Here is a 17645-nt window from a genome sequence, read left to right on the forward strand (position 1 = left end):
AGACGCTACGCGAACGCAATGACAGAACATATTATATTTATTTATGTCCATCTACTTATCAAAATTTTCGTGATTTATTTAGTACTTTCAATCTATTTTGACTTGAATATAATATTATTAAAAACAAAATTAAAAATTAAGCATTATATCATTGAATTATTTATGATTTGTGGCTGAATAAATGATTTTAATTTGACCACCAAATCGTTTGTAAAAAAAAATAACGAATTGGTGATTTTATAGCTAATACCAATTCTGTATGAAGATGCGCCAAACTATATGCAAAACAAACCGCAAAGGGCGCATTCGCGCAGCGTCTCGTCAGAGAAGGACACAAAGAAAGAAAGAAAATTAGGCGCACGCTCACAAAGAAATGGTATAAGTTATCCCATTGAAAATATGAATTTACATATCTAATGAAAAGTTAAATCAGAGGGCAGACGATCGCTAAAAATTCCCAATCATGCCCACAGCTTTTTAATTGGTGCAGCTTGTTCTGATGAATGGCGATCGCAATTCAAAGAACTAGAAAAAAATCACTGTGAAAATTAATCGAAAAAATGATTCAATATGGCAATGCAATTCGCTCTATCTACTTTATACTGGCTTTCAAGAGACGTGACTCTTGTAGTTCGTCTTTTTTTGGTAAAAAGTGTAACGAAAATCAAGTAATTAAACTTACTTCCCCATGAAAAAAACACCAGTTATGATGACTCAATCCCGAACGCGATAAAAAAACGTGTATATTAGCACAGTAAATAATACATTAACATCCTAAAACCGACATAGAGGAATAAAATATGCTGGAAATACTGGGTTCTGGTTTGGTGTCACTTTGGCTAGAAATGGCTGGGGTACACATCAAGCCTCTAGATGCCTTAGATGCATTGGCTTGGCAAAGTAGCCCCGGCTTAGTTCTCGCCCCCGATCCAAATCCAGCTGGGGCAACTACAGTACAGGCATATCTCAAGGAATTAATCACAGCCAAGGTGGTAGGACAAAATCTGGCTGAAAGTCAGGGCATTTGGATGCAGTCAGGGCCGATGCTCATGGCAAATCATCAAGGCACAACACCTCTACCAGCAGCTTCTTTAACTAAAATTGCCACTTCATTAGTTTCTTTGAAAACCTGGGGGCCAGACCACCAATTTGATACTTTGGTAAGTGTCACTGGGCCAATGGTAAATGGCGTTGTGCAAGGCGATTTGGTAATTACTGGTGGCGGCGATCCGATGTTTGTTTGGGAAGAAGCGATCGCCCTTGGTAATACTCTCAATAAAATGGGTATCAAGCAAGTAAAAGGAAATTTGGTCATTACTGGCAATTTCGCCATGAATTTCCAACGTCAGCCGATGCTGGCGGGTCTCATACTCAAGCAAACACTCAATTCTGCCACTTGGGGTCGCCCCGCTAATTACATATATTCCATCATGCCCAAGGGAACCCCCAAGCCGAAAGTCGTAATTGCCGGTGCTGTGAAATTTGAAGCACAACCAAACCCCCGACAAACTTTGTTGGTGCGTCATCGTTCGTTACCTCTAAAGCAATTGATTAAGGAAATGAACGTTTATAGCAACAATGAAATGGCAGAGATGTTGGCAGAGTCAGTGGGAGGAGCTGCTGTAGTACAATCAACTGCTGCTTATCTTGCCAGAGTACCGCAATCGGAAATTCAGTTAATCAATGGTTCTGGACTGGGGACAGAAAATCGCATTTCTCCAAGAGCTGCTTGTTCTATGCTCATGGCCATTCAACAGCAAGCAAGCGCCCATCAACTAAATCTCGCTGACTTATTTCCCATGTCTGGATTCGATCGCCGGGGCACACTCCACTCTAGACACCTCCCCTCTGCTACTGTAATTAAAACAGGCACTCTCCGCGATGTCAGCGCTTTAGCCGGAGTCATGCCCACCCGCGATCGCGGTTTGGTTTGGTTTGCCATCATCAACCGTGGTACAAATGTCTGGAGTTTACGTACTGAACAAGACCAACTTTTGCAACGTGTTGTCCAACAATTACAAGTACCTGCAAGCGTTCCCACTGCCCTCACTCCCCATTCAGCCATCAACTCTTTACCCCAGCTAGGTGCAACCACTCGCAACGAAATTTTATTCCCCGGTTAGTTTATTTTTAATTGAGCCACCATTTCAGAGAAGATTGTTAATTGTTGACGGTTGACTGTTCGCTGTGAACGGTCAACCCCAAAACCGGAATCATTTCTTTTTTGCAGCTCCTGAGAGGAGATTCCTGGGTAAAAACCAATACGCTTCGGTTAAGAAAGATCCTCTGTGAAGGTAAGGGAACAGGGAACGGGAAACAGGGGAAAGAAAAAACAGGCTTATCTCAGCTGTATTGGGGTAAAAACCGAACTTGTAAAGTGTAAATCCCCATAATAGCTTTTGGGGTAAATTTTCCATTAATTTGATTAGAGAACTCCAAAAATAAACAACAACTAAAAGTAGTTGATTGTTGACCGTTAACTGCGAACCGTCAACGGTCAACAATCGCAATAAATTTGTAAAAATAATTGTAAATAGATTTTTTACGACTAAGTAACAATTGAGCCTCTAAGTTTAGGTTGTGATTATGCGATTTCCCAAATTACCCAGGTCTATGCGTCAATTCGGCACTCATGTATTAGCGATCGCGCTAGGAGTTGTACTCACAATCAGCACATTACAGGTGTTGCCCTCCCAAGCCGAACCTGCCCCCATTGCTCCCAGTGTGGATAGTCCAGAAATCATTGCCCAACGACAATCACCAGCAACTTCCGCCATTGGTAGCAATAGCTTTGTTACCGCAGCAGTTAATCGTGTGGGCACAGCAGTAGTCCGTATTGATACTGAACGTACAATTACTCGCCGCATCGATCCATTTTTACAAGACCCCTTTTTCCGGCGCTTTTTTGGCGATGGTTTACCCCAACAAATGCCTTCTGAACAGCTGCGGGGTTTGGGTTCGGGTTTCATTATTGACAAGAGTGGGTTAGTTTTGACTAATGCTCACGTGGTGGATAAAGCTGATAAGGTAACAGTCCGGCTCAAAGATGGCCGCACCTTTGAGGGCAAAGTCCAAGGAATTGATGAAGTTACAGATTTAGCTGTAGTCAAGATTAACGCAGGTAACAATTTACCAGTAGCGCCCCTTGGTTCTTCGAGTAACGTACAAGTGGGAGACTGGGCGATCGCAGTTGGCAATCCTTTGGGATTTGATAACACTGTTACTTTGGGAATTGTCAGCACCCTCAAACGTTCCAGCGCCCAAGTGGGTATTAGTGACAAGCGTTTAGACTTTATTCAAACAGACGCCGCCATTAACCCCGGTAACTCTGGCGGGCCGTTGTTAAATGAACGAGGGGAAGTAATTGGTATCAACACCGCCATTCGTCCTGATGCAATGGGTATTGGCTTTGCTATTCCCATTGATAAAGCCAAAGCCATAGCCTCTGCACTGCAAAGAGATGGCAAAGTTGCTCACCCCTATTTAGGTGTGCAAATGGTCACCTTGACACCCGAACTTGCCAAGCAAAATAACAACGATCCCAATTCTCCCATTCAGATACCAGAAATTAATGGTGTTTTTGTTATGCAAGTTGTTCCCAATTCTCCAGCCGCATCTGCGGGTATTCGACGGGGGGATATAATTGTTCAAGTCGATGGAAAACCAATTACCAGCGCTGAACAATTACAGAATCTTGTAGAAGACAGTCGCCTTGGACAAGTATTACAAGTCAAGGTACAACGGGGTAATCAGACACAGCAAATTTCAATCCGCACAGGTGAATTGCAAAACGCTTCTTAATTGCAACATAGCCGATTGATTATCGTAGGGGCGCACAGCTGTGCGCCCTTACAGCATTTTTGTTGTATCAAATTTAAGTTAGAAAAATTATGTTTATTTTACAAGAGGCGATCGCTTGTCCTCTTTGTCATCAATCTTTAGCCGCCACACCACAGCACTGTGATACTTGCCACAATTACTTCCAAAAGGAACTCCAAAAAACTCCTTCATCGTTGATGGATTTAACCCCAGAAGCCGCACACCAACAGATAAAAGGCAATGCCATTCAAGCAAAACCTTTACGCACACAATTATTCCGTTCTCCTATAATTTCTTTTTTTTATGAACGCGTCCTACCACCAATTTGGGCAGCAGGACTGCGTAACCCTGGTGGTATTGATGTAGAGTTCGCCCAATGTACACAATTCTTTGGTGAAAACCCTGGAATCGTAGCAGATATTAGTTGCGGTACGGGTATTATGGCGCGACGCCTAGCACTGACAGGGAAGTGCAAACAAATCCTCGCTGTAGATTATTCGGAGGCAATGCTGTCACAGTTACAACAACAAATGAAATTAGATGGCATTTCATCCTCTGAAATCATAGTCATTCGTGGCGATGTTGAAGCACTACCTTTGGCGTCAGATTCCATAGATGCAATTTACGCTGGAGCCGCAATGCATTGCTGGCCTAATGCGGAAGAAGGAATTCACAACATTTACCGAGTGTTGCGTAGGGGTGGCAAATTGTTTGCGACTACTTTTCTCAAGCCATTTCCTAGCATTGTTTTTCGATTCTTTTCTGTAGACGAACTACGACATATTTTACTGAGGGCAGGCTTTAATTCCGAATACGTGCAGATAGAAGCTCGCGGACTTTATGCAATCATCCGATGTATTAAGTAATTCCTTATGATTTGTCCTTTTTGGCATCAGGAATTTGAGTTATTAAATATGAGAGCTATGTCTAAGGACAAGCCGCTCCGCGTCTAGGCAATTATAATACTTACAGAAAATAGCAGAAATCAATTGCATTCGTGCAGGGTCTAATTTTAGAGTAGTTAATAGCCGCAAACATTCTGCTTTTACTTGCGGGCGTTCTTGCGGTGAAATATTCATTTTTGCCATTAATGCTGCTGCAACTGGGTTTTGTTGGGTTAAATAATCTCGCCAACTAATTCTGTTTAATTGAATTCCTGCAAATTCAAACTTTAGTACATCTAAATTAGGAAACGTAATGCTGTGTATTTTTGGTTCTGGTCTGAGTGGTTCATCAAAAGAGAAAATTACTACGGGATAAATTGGTAAATCGTATTTTTCGTAAAGTCTGGCAAAGTATTTAAACATTCGTTTAGTGAAATCTTGCTGTGTATAAGATTGAGATTCCACATGAATTAAGAAAAAAGTATCTTTTTCTTGATATTTGACTTTTGCAAGTAAATCTATAATTTTTTTATCTCCGGCAGTCACATCGACAAGTACTTCCTCTGGTAAAAATTGAATGGAGTTTTTATCTATATCACAGGCAATATCAGGAAGAAATAGCTCGATGAATTCAGTAAAAAATGTAGAAATTAATTCTTTAAATAAGCGGTCACGATCGATAGTCATAATTTCTTCAATATAACTTTTGATTATGCTATCATTAGAGGGTAATTGACCGCCGTAGGTATTAGCTAAATAAACTATCTTAGTGGACAAAATCCATTCCCAAACAGTAAGTGCTATCTTCGTGAAATAAATCTTTGACACGAACAATTAGAGACGCGATTTATGGCGTCTTAAAAAAACAATTATCTACACCAATCACTACTGTTGATTAACCCCTGCCTTTTTTCAAGACACTCTACCAACAACTTTCAATCATTTACCAACAACCACTACTAGACCTTCATGAGCTAGCGATGCTTCAGGAAAAGCAGATTTGACATAGGCTTGAACTTTGTCTAGAAAATCATCATGGTCATCTGGGTGGTGATGAGAAATCACTAATCGTCTAACGCCACCATCTAGAGCCACATTGACTGCAACTTGCCAAAGTAAATCAGCAGAGTCATGGTCGTGAGATGTTGGCGGAGTGTAGGTAGCATTGGCAATCAACAAGTCAACACCTCGAACAAACTCTAAAATTCGCTCTCGTTCTACTTGGTCTGCATTTTGGTGCAAATCTGTGACGTAGGCAACACTATATTCCTGCCAACTCACTCGGTAGCCCATTGAACGCTGAGTTTGATTGATTAATGCAGTTGTAATAATCACATCATCTAGCTTCAGGTCGCTATCTGGAGTGAGATTGTAAAACTGTAATTCCGACTGCATTACCTGTAAAGGGTAAGGAAAGTGCGGCTGGAGCATCTGGTCGCACAGACATTGTTTAATTGAGGCACTATTTGAGGCAGCTGTGCCGTAAATATGGAAGCAATTTTCAGGAATAAATGCGGGAGCAAAAAAGGGAAAACCTTGAATGCGGTTAGATTGGGAATTGGTAAAAAATAAATGTGCTTCTAGTGGTTCTTGTACTTCTTGCCAAGTTTTACCAAGTATCCGTAAGCCAGTACCGCCATCAAAAATCAAGCGTTTTCCGGCTACATGCATTTCTACACAAGCAGTATTACCACCATAACGACTGGTGTTTTCGCTGGGAGTGGGAATCAAACCCCTGACACCCCAGAACTTTACTAGAAACTGACCTGCTGGACTATTGAGCAAGCTAGTTGATTTTTGAGGTATGTAACTCTCGGAACCCGACAACTCAAAATTAGACATTTTTTTTGAAATTAGACCTTACTGAGCAGGTCATCATAGCGCCGCACTTCTAAGAGCCTGTTGTTTTCGTCCACAATGACTACTGTAGGTGAGTAGCTTTTTAACTCCTCTGGAGTGAACTGCCCGTAAGTCATTATAATCAAGCGATCGCCAATAATGCCTAGACGTGCCGCAGCCCCATTTAACTCAATGATTCCTGAATTAGCTGGAGCCGGGATTGCATAAGTAATAAAGCGCTCGCCATTGGCATTATTCACCACTTGCACTTGCTCATAGGGTAAGATGCCAGCTTTTTCTAGTAGGATGCGATCGATACTGATACTACCCACATAGTTAATATTCGCCCCAGTAAGGGTGCAGTTATGAATTTTTGCCAAAAGGAGAGTGCGCTGCATTTTGATTTGGGGTTAGTGGCAGTTTTGCGATCTGTAACAAGCGAAAGTTATCAAAGGTGAGAAGTTTGGAGTGAGGAGTGAGGAGTGAGGAGTTTGGAGTGAGAAGTTTGGAGTGATGAGTGAGAAGTGAGGAATAAAAATTCATAACTCTTAACTTTTAACTCCTAACTGTTAATTCTCAACTCTCAACTCCTAACTACTAACTCTCAACTCCTAACTCCTAACTCCTAACTCTTAACTCTTCTATTATGCTTTATAAGCTTTGACGGATTTTTCGACTAAAGCAGCAACCTTATCTACATCTTGCCAACCGAGAATTTCAGTTACCTTTTTTTCCAAATTTTTATAACTACGGAAAAATTCAGCAATTTCATCCAAACGGTGTGGTGCTACGTCTTTCAGGGATTTTACATTAGCGTAGCGTGGGTCTTTGTCTGGAACACAAAGAATTTTTTCGTCGCGATCGCCTCCGTCAACCATCTCCAAAAAGCCAATTGGCCGTGCAGCAATAATGCAGCCTGGAAAGGTTGGTTCATCAACGATCACCATCCCATCTAAAGGATCGCCATCATCAGCCAAAGTATTTGGTACAAAGCCGTAGTCATAGGGATATTTCACCGACGAATAAAGTACTCGGTCTAGAGCAAAAGCTTCTAGTTCCTTGTCATATTCGTATTTATTTTTACTCCCACCAACAATTTCAATCAGAACGTTGATTAGGCCTGGTTTTGGTTGAGCAGGAATACGAGATAAGTCCACAAAAAACTCCTCTGATAACCGTAGATTATGGGGGCACTCAGCTTCACTCCCCGTGTAGAATTTTAGGGCAATATGGATCTCTTCCCAATAGATGGGAGTGTTGACTGTTGACTGATGACTGTTGAGTTAAGAGTTAGGAGTTAGGAGTTGAGAATTATTCTCCTTGTCTCCCTTATCTCCCTTGTCTCCCCATCTCCCCATCTCCCCATACTTCGGCTCCGCTCAGTACAAGTCTCCCCACCTCCCCATCTCCCCACCCCCTTACCCCAAACAATGGAAAAAGCGTTGCGAGCTAAACTTCGCAACGCTTTTTCCAAAAGGGTAGTAGGAATTTGCACTCTACAGCACTCGAACAAACGCAAGCATTAGTCAAACAGTTTTAGACATTGCTTGTGTTGTTTGTTAATCTTTGGTTTCTTGTAGGTTTTGGATCGCGGGTTGCTGGTTATTTTGAACATCATTTGAAGAATAATGCGCTATGACAAATACCGGTAGAGTAAGAGTCAACAAAGCGATCGCAGTTCCCACAATGTCTGCCAACCTGTGTGAGTATGTGTCGGCAGAACTGGCAGACGGACTATTTGAATTCATACAATATTCAAGTTATTCGGATTGTTGTGTACGTTGACTTTCAAAAGAGACTTTTGAAGTTATTTTAGCTAGTTTTAAACTCTGAGAGATGTAGCATTGAACTAGCTAAACCACTTTTATAACTGTCATAATAGCGATTTTATACATCCCATTCGGAACACAAAGTTACACCAAAATACATCATGTTAAATTTGACGATCGGTATTTTCAATTCTTTATCTGTGTTGTCTAATTAATTGCATAGTCATAACCTTTGCTGGCAGCATCATAGGTTACATTTTTTTCCCTGCTAAAAGATTAATTAGAAAAACGTATCTTTTAGATACTTCATAATTATAACATCTTTCAACGCCTTTGGTTTGCTTATCTTCATATAATTGAGAATTTGTAATATGGAATACAAAATTGTAAAAACAATGAAAGATATTTCTAATTTTTGATTGTTCTATATTAGTTACATTCAAAAATATTTGACACTAGAGAAAAAACGGTAGCAAATAATTTTTAACATTTTTCATCATCACCGAATAAATACAGAGCTATCATCTGTCTGATGTAGGATATATTCAGTAATATCACTAAATGAATATTTTCTAATTTAAATTTCTGAGTCTATTGATAGTCGTAGCAGATTTGTCAATCTATATATAGGTAGAAATCAAAACTAAATAAACTTAGGTTACAATACGGTTCGGTTAAAGGGGAAAGGGGAAAGGGGAAAGGTTTTAAATACATCCAAATCCCCTTACCCCTTAACCCCTTCGGGGTTCGCCAGTCGCTCATGGGGGAAACCCCCAAGACCGCGCTGGCTCACCTTTTCCCAGGCCACAAGGGAAGTTCATACTGCTTATCCGAATCGTATTGACTTAGGTTAGGGTTAACTTTAGGTTAAATTTTGGGGTTAAGCCAAGGCAGTTGGGAGATTAACAAGATGATATAGCAGTCCGATTTGATTAATGAATCGGTCTGTATGGGCAGGCAAGAGGCAATAGGCAACAGGGTTATAAAACAATACAACCAAAACACTTGTAGAGACGGGGATTTATCGCGTCTGGTAAAACCCACAAATTTTTACCACTAGCCCTTAACTAAACCGTATTGGGGCATAGGGGACAGTCAACAGTCATCTCCCCATATTCCCAAAGTTAGAATTACCTTTGATAACGCAGATTTGCATAAGAGTTTGTTTGTATAACTCTATGGCACAACAATTGTTATGCGCTTATTTTCTATAAGGCTTTGAGTTGGCGATTTCGCACGCGTTCGGGGCTTCCAGTGGGAATTGCAGCAATTAATTTTTGTGTATATTCTTGTTGAGGTTCTTGGTAGATGCTTTCGGCTGTTCCTTGTTCGACAATTTGACCGCGATTCATGACTAAAATGCGATCGCTCATGAATTTGACTACGCTTAAATCATGGGAAATAAAAATGTAAGTCAGCTGAAAATCTGATTGCAATTCTTTAAGAAGATTTAATACTTGTGCTTGTACAGAAACATCGAGCGCTGAAACTGATTCATCGCAAATAATAAATTTGGGATTTAATGCCAAAGAACGGGCGATGCAAATTCGCTGGCGTTGACCGCCAGAAAACTGATGAGGATAGCGGTTCATTGCATCTGCACTCAAACCCACTCGTTCTAAAAGTTCGGCTACGCGTTCCCGTCGTTGTTGTTTTGTCTTCCCAACTGAGTGAATAAATAACGGTTCCATCACCGCGTCCCCAACCTTCATCCGTGGGTCGAGGGAACTAAAGGGATTTTGGAAGACTATTTGCATTTCCCGCCGCAATTTTTGTAATGGTTCTCCTTTGAGATTGGTAATATCTTGTCGGTCAAAGATAATCTGACCGCTCATTGGTTCAATTAATCGCAGCAAGGTTCTACCAAGGGTCGTTTTGCCACAACCAGATTCTCCCACCAATCCCACAGTTTCCCCTGGTTTAACATTAAAGGAAACACCATTTACTGCCATGCTGTAGCGTTTAGTACCACCAAAGATTCCACGTACTGGAAAACCAACTTTTAAATTGCGAATTTCTAATAGGGGTTCTTTCTGTTCTAAGTTTACCAACCTTGCAGCCATCTCTTGGCTGCTTACTTGTGGAGGTTGTGTAGGTTCTTTTGGCTGAATTACTATTTGTCCTGTAGGTGTTTCTTCTACACTCATGTAGTCAGAAACCGTCAGTAATTTTTCGGGACGGCGGTCAAGGGTGGGGCGACAAGCTATTAAGCCTTTAGTGTATGGGTGTTGGGGATTGGTAAAAATTTGCTCAGAAGTGCCAGATTCGACGATTTTGCCTTTGTACATTACCGCGACTTGGTCAGCAATTTCAGAAATTAGCCCCAAGTCGTGGGTGATGAAAATCATCGCCATGTCACGGCTTTGCTGCAATTCTCGCAACAATTCCAAAATTGTTGCTTGTACAGTTACGTCCAAGGCTGTGGTTGGTTCATCCGCAATTAAAATTAATGGGTTGCAAGAAATTGCCATTGCAATCATCACCCGTTGCAACTGACCCCCAGAAAGTTCATGCGGGTAGCGTTCCAGCATGGCTTCTTTGTGTTCTTTAACCAACTGTGCCAACTTTGGCGTATCTGGTTTCGATGAATTGGCGTTGGTTTGATGCCAAGTTTCAATATACTGTTGTTGGATCTCTTCATCGCTAGGTAAAAGTTTTACCTCTTGTAGACCGGCGATCGCAATTTGTCTAGCTTCGGCAGCTGAGACATTTTGATGCCGCATAATTGCTTCTGTGAGTTGAAATCCAATGTTATAAACCGGATTCAGGGAACTCATGGGTTCCTGAAAAATCATAGCAATGTCGCCACCACGATGTAGCTGCATTTCTTCAGGCGACAATTTGACTAAATCCATCGCCTTGGCATTTTCTTGAGGACGAAACAAGATTTCACCACCAGCCACTCTACCGGGAGTCTGCAATAAACCCATCACAGCTAAGGATGTGACTGATTTGCCGCTTCCAGACTCTCCTACTATCCCCAGAGTCTCACCTCGACGCAATTCAAAGGAAATACCATCCAAAGCTCTGACGATATTGCCATCACCGGGAAATTCAACTTGTAGATTGCGAACCTCTAGGACAGTTTCTCTCATAGGAGTCGGGTAGGAGTTTTAACTGAAAATTATTTGGATTTTAACAGTAGTTTTGATGAGTATGTCAGTTTTTCCACTGCTGACATCATACTTTCCACAATATACACGCATCTCCAATGTAGAACTGCTTGGAATTTGCGGAAATTGCCATCACCTCATAGTATCTTATGTTTCCATGACTTCAGTGTTTACATCACTTTGCATCACGAATAAAACAGCCAGATAGCCTAAGGGCATAGGCTCCAGCTTACCGTAGAGTACCACCCTACGACCTTAGAGGTTCTTGCATGTGTATCAAGAGATATTCACAGCAATTTTCAGGTAAATAAACCACCTTGTAGGGGCGAACGGTTGTTCGCCCCAAACGGTTGTTCGCCCCGAAGGGTTGTTTGCCCCGAACGGTTGTTCGCCCCCACCAGAAATTGTGGTTCAAATAGATGAATTTTTACAACCGCAGACAAAAAAAATAGCACATCTTAAAAGATGGCTATTTCTAGAAACTGTCTAACCGTAATGATTAGTTAGCAAGTTGAATACACGTGAATTAGCAACTTTAGAACGGAATATCATCTGGGTCTGGTTCTTCTGGTTTCACTGCTGGGTAGGTGGTTCGTTCGTAATTCGCAGGTTGGGGTGTGGGTTCATAATTTGTCGGGGGAGTAACGCCAACAGGACTTGGTGCTGGGGTAGGTGCTGGACGTTGCGACTCGTAAGTGGAGAAATTTGTCTCTGGCTGACGAGATGGTGGTGCTTGTCGTGGCGACGAAGTTTCAGTAAATGATGGGGTTGGTGTTGACGAGAAGGATGTAGTATTAAAACTGCTGCCGACTGATTGAATTTGTTGTACTGTTAATTCAGCGCGTTTTTCTTTAAAACCTTCTTGACGGTCAACAGTATTCATACTCAAACGTCCCACCAAAATCACGCGATCGCCTTGATGATAATTTTGCTGAATTTCTGTTGCTAAATTCCCCCAACCAACAACTTTGAGAGTTGCTGGCGGGTCTTCTGGTTTTTGGGAATTGGGAAATTGTACTAACATTTCCGTGACTCCCAGATTATCTGCTGTGTAGCGCAGTTGCGGCTCGTTAATAATTTCCGCCATTAAAACGCAGCTGTTCATTAAGATTCCTCCTGACTGTAAAAAGTGCCTCTTAAAAAAGAGGAGATTTTTCTATATAGTGCCAATTAATATGAAGAAGAATTCAGAATTCAGAACTCAGAATTCAGAATTGAAAATTATTCTTTGTCAGTAATGAAGATTTGCCATATCAAAAACCAGAAAATTGAAAATTTGATTTAATGTTTCAGCTTTAATTCATCCACCACGAGTTACACATTTAATTCTGAGTTCTGAATTCTGAGTTCTGAATTCTGACTCCTGAATTCTGAGTTCTGAATTCTGAGTTCTGAATTCTGACTCCTGAATTCTGAATTCCATTCTTAGCATAAAAGCCAAGCGATCGCTTTGAACAGCATTAAGTATGCTGTTCGCCGCTTCCGCCTGACTGAGATGAGCATTGAATTCTGCATTTGAGTAGTATAATTGTACCATTCATTGCTAACATATCAAAAATTCTCAGCAAAAATTAAGTTTTCACGTGAACGGGAAAAACACCCAAACCAATCAACCTTCCTGGGAGGTCGCGCAAGATAGGTAAGCGTAAAAATGCAGGTGGTACAAAGGTGCGGTTTGAGGTGAGAACAGGGGCAAATACCCGCTTTTGGACAAAAGTTTGAAACGCCTGAATGATGCGTGTGGGTAACTCCCGTTGCTGTTGTACTTTTGCCAGGTCACTAAGTTGTACTTGTCGGTTCTTGAGTGGTTGAGTGAGTACGTTCGCCGCCACTACAGCATCTTGAATTGCGTAGTTAATGCCAACTCCGCCAACTGGAGACATGGTATGTGCAGCATCACCGATGAGTAATAATCCTGGACGATACCAGCGTTTGACGCGACTGGATTCCACTGAGAGAAAGGCTACTTGCGACCAATCATGTAAATTTGCGATCCGTTGCTGGAATTCCGGCACGACTTCCACAATAGATTTTTTTAATTCTTCCAAACCCGCAGCCCGGAGTTTTTGATAACCGCCTTTAGGAATCACATAGGCAACTTGCCACTCATCGCCACGGTCAAGCATGGCGATAATCTGACCTTGACCAAAGCGCCCCATTCCCCCCTCAGGATCTTCTGGCTGACGAGGAAGGCGGAACCAGAGGACATCCATTGGTGGAGAGGTATCAATGGACTCAAATTCACCCAAATTTCGTAAACGTGAGTGACGACCATCTGCGCCAACAGTGAGAATTGCCCGGACTTCATGCCAACCACCGCCTCCGCGATAGCGCACACCATGAACCACGCCATTTTCTGTAATTAATTCGTGGACATTTGCACCCATCACCAGATGGAAACTCGGATATTTTTGGGCTTCTTGGGTGATGAACTCCAGGAATTTCACCTGGGGAAGCATCGTAATATAGGGGTAGTGGGTTTTTAAATGGCTAAAATCAGCCAATGTCACAGAATCTTCAGGAGTTTGAATACTTAGGCGGCGGATTTTGGTATGGGGAAGTTGTAGCAAGCGATCGCTTAATTCCAATTCTTCCATAATTTCCATCACCGATGGATGAATTGTATCGCCACGAAAATCGCGATCGAAATCTTTATGCGCTTCCAATAACATCACAGAAATGCCTTGACGCGCCAGCAATAAGCTTAATACAACCCCCCCTGGCCCTCCACCTACAATACAACAATCAGTGGTTTGTACGTCTACAATGTCATGAGCAGCGTTAACATCTGGTTCTTGAGAAGAATTTGTAGGTATATGGGTAGTCATGACAACACCTCTTAACAGCCCTAAAATTCAGGGTAGTTTGCTTTTTATGGTGTAAGCTATTTTTTTAACTTTTCGTATTCACATAATTAGTCATTGGTCATGAGTCATTAGTCCAATGCCCAATGCCCAATTCCCAATTCCCAATTCCTAATCAAATAATTAGTTGTGGCCGAAGTTGTATTAGAAAACGTTTATAAAAGTTTTTCCCCGCGTCAAGGGGAAAGTGTGACCTCACAAACTCAATCTCCTCTCAAAGCAGGGGAAAAAACTGATGCAAGCCGAGAACGTGCAGAAAGCATCAATGTTTTGCGGCGGATTAACTTGACCATCGCAGATGGAGAATTTATGGTGCTGGTGGGCCCTTCTGGTTGTGGCAAAAGTACCTTGCTGCGGTTAATCGCTGGGTTAGAAGGGATTACAGGAGGTAATATTTGGTTAGGCGATCGCTTAATTAATGATTTACCACCAAAAGAACGCGACATCGCAATGGTTTTCCAAAATTACGCCCTCTATCCCCACATGACGGTGTATGACAATATCGCCTTCGGGTTACGCCGCAGGGGAGGGGAAAAAGAAGACGCCGGGACGCGGGGACGCGGGGACGCAGTGAGTTTTTTTGCGTCAGTGTTCTCAGTTTGGGCTGAAAATTTCCTTGTGGGGGCCACAAGAAAGTTACCGAAAGGACTGCGTTATATTTCTGACAAAGAAAGGGTTGTAGACGAACGGGTGCGTAGTGTTGCCCAATTGTTACAAATCGAAACATTGCTGAAACGGTTACCGAAACAGCTATCGGGGGGACAAAGACAGCGAGTTGCATTAGGAAGGGCGATCGCTCGGAATCCTCAAGTATTCTTAATGGATGAACCGCTTTCTAACTTAGACGCTAAATTGCGGGCGGAAACCCGCGCCCAAATTGTGAAATTGCAGCGCCAATTAGGGACAACGACGATTTACGTCACCCACGACCAAACCGAAGCGATGACAATGGGCGATCGCATTGCGATTATGTCTGAAGGTAAAATTCAGCAAGTTGCTTCCCCATTAGAAATTTACAATCATCCTGCCAACCTTTTTGTCGCAGAGTTCATTGGTTCGCCACCAATGAATTTTATTCCCGTAGAATTTCATGCCCCGCTATTAATTACCCATTCCCATTTTCGTTTTACACTTCCAGAAATTTGGGCAAATTCTTTACAAAAATATGATGGCAAAACTTTAATTTTAGGCATTCGCCCAGAACACTTAAACTTGAGTCTACCTGCTACTAAAAATCTACCCGTGCAAGTGGATTTAGTAGAAAATTTAGGTAACGATTCCTTTCTTGCTGTTAAGATTGCTGAACCTGATTCTCAACCGAAATCTATCAGCAATTATCTCCAAGTACGAATACCACCAGAGCGATTTGTCCAAGTTGGCGAACAACTTTGGTTGTCTTTAAATCCAGAGAAAATTCACTTTTTTGACCCCGAAACTGAATTGGCGATATTTCCCTAAAACTAAACTGAAAAACATCTAAATTGCATAATCAAATCAATCTCTTGTGGGGTGGGCATCTTACCTGCCCTAATTATAAATTTAACAAAATAAAAATATGTTAAAAGATATTATTGCAGTAGAACCGAGAGAAAATTATCAACTATATATCCGTTTTGAAGACGAGGTAGAAGGAATACTTGATATAAATAAGCTAATTAAATTCACAGGTGTTTTTGCACCTTTGCAAGATAAAAAATACTTTGCTCAGGTTGAATTAAACCACGAATTAGTCACAATCCAATGGCCATCGGGAGCCGACCTCGATCCAGATGTACTTTATGCAGTGATTAGCGATCGCCCTATTCCTAAGTATAAGTTAAGTCGTAGTGCTTGATAGAAAAATTTTGAATTAGCGATCGCACCCTCGATATATACTTAACAAAGCTTTCGCCGTCCCTTCTGGCAAGCATTACAAGCAGAAGTTTTCGGTTCAAAATCAATACAACCAATAGCTTGTTCTGTACAAGCTTTTTTTGGATGTACAGTACATTTAAGGCGGTAATCATTCGTAAAATAATCACAACCAGAACATGGAATTTGATGCAGCCTTTTTAAATGAATTATTCCTTTCTTCAAGGTTAACCAAACACTCGAAACACATACAATCAAAATTGTCCAAGTGCAAAAGGCACACAAAATCATAGCTAACATTGGTTGTCCTCATAACAATTCCAAAAAAATGCCCGCAGTTCACTGCGTTTCACCGCAGGCATAGGAGTTTATTTAGCTAGCGTTGAACGAATTTAGGATTCAGCAGTCATAATTCACAATCATTTGCTCAGTCAAGGACTACAAAATCCAAAATCTAATTAAGCATTAACTTGACGAGATGAACGCCAAGAATGCCAAACGTAACCTAAGAACGCCAATACACCAAGGAAAAACTGAATATCTGCTAATCCCAGACGTTCTGTTCCGTAAAATTCTGTTGGAAAAACTGTCGTGTTATATGCCACAAATGCCGCAGAAATCCAAGCCATCAAAGCTAAACCAAGCAAGCTGTAAGAAAGAATTTCTTCACCGCTTTCAATTGGCAAAATTCGTCTCACCCACCCAAAAGGCTGGACAAGAATATGCCACACACCACCAGTAATTAAGATAAAACTAATCCAAATGTGACCGCCAATGACATCTTCTAAGTTGTCAACACTTGCCATTCCTAAAGGCGTCCAATTACCATCTTTCAGACCAACTAAGTAACCAAAAATTGTCGCTGGGTTTAAATTAGGATTGGTAATTAAGCGGACATTTTGTACATTACTATCATAAATGCCACCAAAAACCGTGGCTTTTAGTACTAGCAAAAATGCGCCCAAACCGAGAATAATTAAGTGATGACCTAAAATTAAACCCAATTGCTTGGCGTCGTTCCATTCATAGTGAAATTTTGCTGCTTGTCCGCCAGCATTATATAAAATTGCTGGAGCGCGAAAAACATGAAAAAGTCCACCTGCACCCAACACAGCAGATGCAACTAAATGCAAAATACCAATTATAAAATACGGATAGGTATTGACTACTCCACCACCAGCACCTACACCCCAGCCCAAAGTAGCTAAATGAGGTAATAGAATTAACCCCTGTTCATACATTGGTATCCCAGGAACAAAACGCGTAACTTCAGATATTGTAATTGCTCCTGCCCAAAACATAATCAAGCCTGCATGAGCAATGTGAGCGCCCAATAATTGACCAGACAAATCAATTAAACGAGCATTACCCACTAACCAAGATAAATTCGTGTCTTCTGCTAAGGTTCTCTCAGTTGAAATTGTCATAGTTACATACCCTGATGAGCATTTTGAATTTTGAATTTTGGATTTTAGATTGTGATAATCCAAAATCCAAAATCTAAAA

The 17645-nt window shown here is 41.4% G+C and carries 17 protein-coding genes; 5 read left to right on the top strand and 12 right to left on the bottom strand.

Annotated features, from left to right (window positions below; genetic code table 11):
* Positions 1-800: 800 nt before the first annotated feature.
* From VF06_RS08730 to VF06_RS08740, 3 genes are all read left to right on the top strand, one after another.
* The gene (locus tag VF06_RS08730) at positions 801-2123 is read left to right on the top strand and encodes a D-alanyl-D-alanine carboxypeptidase (RefSeq protein WP_099069148.1); all 1323 of its coding nucleotides are present in this window, start codon (positions 801-803) and stop codon (positions 2121-2123) included.
* A 463-nt stretch (positions 2124-2586) separates the two neighbouring features.
* Entirely contained in the window at positions 2587-3801 is a 1215-nt protein-coding gene (locus VF06_RS08735; RefSeq protein WP_099069147.1) for an HhoA/HhoB/HtrA family serine endopeptidase, read from the top strand.
* 89 nt (positions 3802-3890) lie between these two features.
* Positions 3891-4685 (top strand): class I SAM-dependent methyltransferase, encoded by a 795-nt coding sequence (locus tag VF06_RS08740; RefSeq protein WP_099069146.1) that lies wholly within the window; start codon positions 3891-3893, stop codon positions 4683-4685.
* A gap of 42 nt (positions 4686-4727) precedes the next feature.
* Here VF06_RS08740 and VF06_RS08745 read toward each other — a convergent pair whose 3' ends face one another.
* From VF06_RS08745 to VF06_RS08785, 10 genes are all read right to left on the bottom strand, one after another.
* Positions 4728-5480, bottom strand: coding sequence for an RpnC/YadD family protein (locus VF06_RS08745; RefSeq protein WP_306419426.1), 753 nt, complete (start codon positions 5478-5480; stop codon positions 4728-4730).
* Between the two features lie 162 nt (positions 5481-5642).
* Entirely contained in the window at positions 5643-6545 is a 903-nt protein-coding gene (locus VF06_RS08750) for an MBL fold metallo-hydrolase (RefSeq protein ID WP_099069144.1), read from the bottom strand.
* A gap of 11 nt (positions 6546-6556) precedes the next feature.
* A complete protein-coding gene (gene panD / locus VF06_RS08755) occupies positions 6557-6940 on the bottom strand; it encodes an aspartate 1-decarboxylase (protein WP_099069143.1) in 384 nt (127 codons plus the stop codon).
* Between the two features lie 246 nt (positions 6941-7186).
* The gene (locus VF06_RS08760; protein WP_099069142.1) at positions 7187-7699 is read right to left on the bottom strand and encodes an inorganic diphosphatase; all 513 of its coding nucleotides are present in this window, start codon (positions 7697-7699) and stop codon (positions 7187-7189) included.
* A 402-nt stretch (positions 7700-8101) separates the two neighbouring features.
* Complete coding sequence (locus tag VF06_RS08765) at positions 8102-8290, bottom strand: TLTLP motif-containing protein (protein WP_099069141.1); 189 nt, start codon at positions 8288-8290, stop codon at positions 8102-8104.
* Positions 8291-9519: 1229 nt separating this feature from the next.
* The gene (locus VF06_RS08770) at positions 9520-11406 is read right to left on the bottom strand and encodes an ABC transporter ATP-binding protein (protein WP_099069140.1); all 1887 of its coding nucleotides are present in this window, start codon (positions 11404-11406) and stop codon (positions 9520-9522) included.
* 317 nt (positions 11407-11723) lie between these two features.
* Positions 11724-11867 carry a hypothetical protein gene (locus VF06_RS40495; RefSeq protein ID WP_180267532.1) on the bottom strand — a complete coding sequence of 48 codons (144 nt, stop codon included), beginning with the start codon at positions 11865-11867 and terminating at the stop codon, positions 11724-11726.
* 92 nt (positions 11868-11959) lie between these two features.
* Entirely contained in the window at positions 11960-12529 is a 570-nt protein-coding gene (locus tag VF06_RS08775; protein ID WP_099069139.1) for a single-stranded DNA-binding protein, read from the bottom strand.
* A gap of 195 nt (positions 12530-12724) precedes the next feature.
* The gene (locus VF06_RS08780) at positions 12725-12961 is read right to left on the bottom strand and encodes a hypothetical protein (protein ID WP_099069138.1); all 237 of its coding nucleotides are present in this window, start codon (positions 12959-12961) and stop codon (positions 12725-12727) included.
* Positions 12962-12995: 34 nt separating this feature from the next.
* Positions 12996-14252 (bottom strand): FAD-dependent oxidoreductase, encoded by a 1257-nt coding sequence (locus tag VF06_RS08785; RefSeq protein WP_099069137.1) that lies wholly within the window; start codon positions 14250-14252, stop codon positions 12996-12998.
* Positions 14253-14417: 165 nt separating this feature from the next.
* Between VF06_RS08785 and VF06_RS08790 the strand changes: the two genes are divergently transcribed.
* Both VF06_RS08790 and VF06_RS08795 read left to right on the top strand, forming a co-directional pair.
* Positions 14418-15746: an ABC transporter ATP-binding protein gene (locus VF06_RS08790; protein ID WP_099069136.1), complete on the top strand. Its 1329-nt coding sequence runs from the start codon at positions 14418-14420 to the stop codon at positions 15744-15746.
* 97 nt (positions 15747-15843) lie between these two features.
* Positions 15844-16122 carry a DUF2442 domain-containing protein gene (locus VF06_RS08795; protein ID WP_099073103.1) on the top strand — a complete coding sequence of 93 codons (279 nt, stop codon included), beginning with the start codon at positions 15844-15846 and terminating at the stop codon, positions 16120-16122.
* A gap of 41 nt (positions 16123-16163) precedes the next feature.
* On the opposite strand, the gene VF06_RS42530 is transcribed toward VF06_RS08795, so the two are convergent.
* Positions 16164-16439, bottom strand: a complete 276-nt coding sequence (locus VF06_RS42530; RefSeq protein WP_099069134.1) for a hypothetical protein — start codon at positions 16437-16439, stop codon at positions 16164-16166.
* A 158-nt stretch (positions 16440-16597) separates the two neighbouring features.
* Positions 16598-17566, bottom strand: a complete 969-nt coding sequence (locus tag VF06_RS08805; RefSeq protein WP_099069133.1) for a chlorophyll a/b binding light-harvesting protein — start codon at positions 17564-17566, stop codon at positions 16598-16600.
* Positions 17567-17645: the final 79 nt, after the last annotated feature.

It is taken from the genome of Nostoc linckia z4 (genome assembly GCF_002608075.1).
Classification (GTDB): Bacteria; Cyanobacteriota; Cyanobacteriia; order Cyanobacteriales; family Nostocaceae; genus Nostoc; species Nostoc linckia.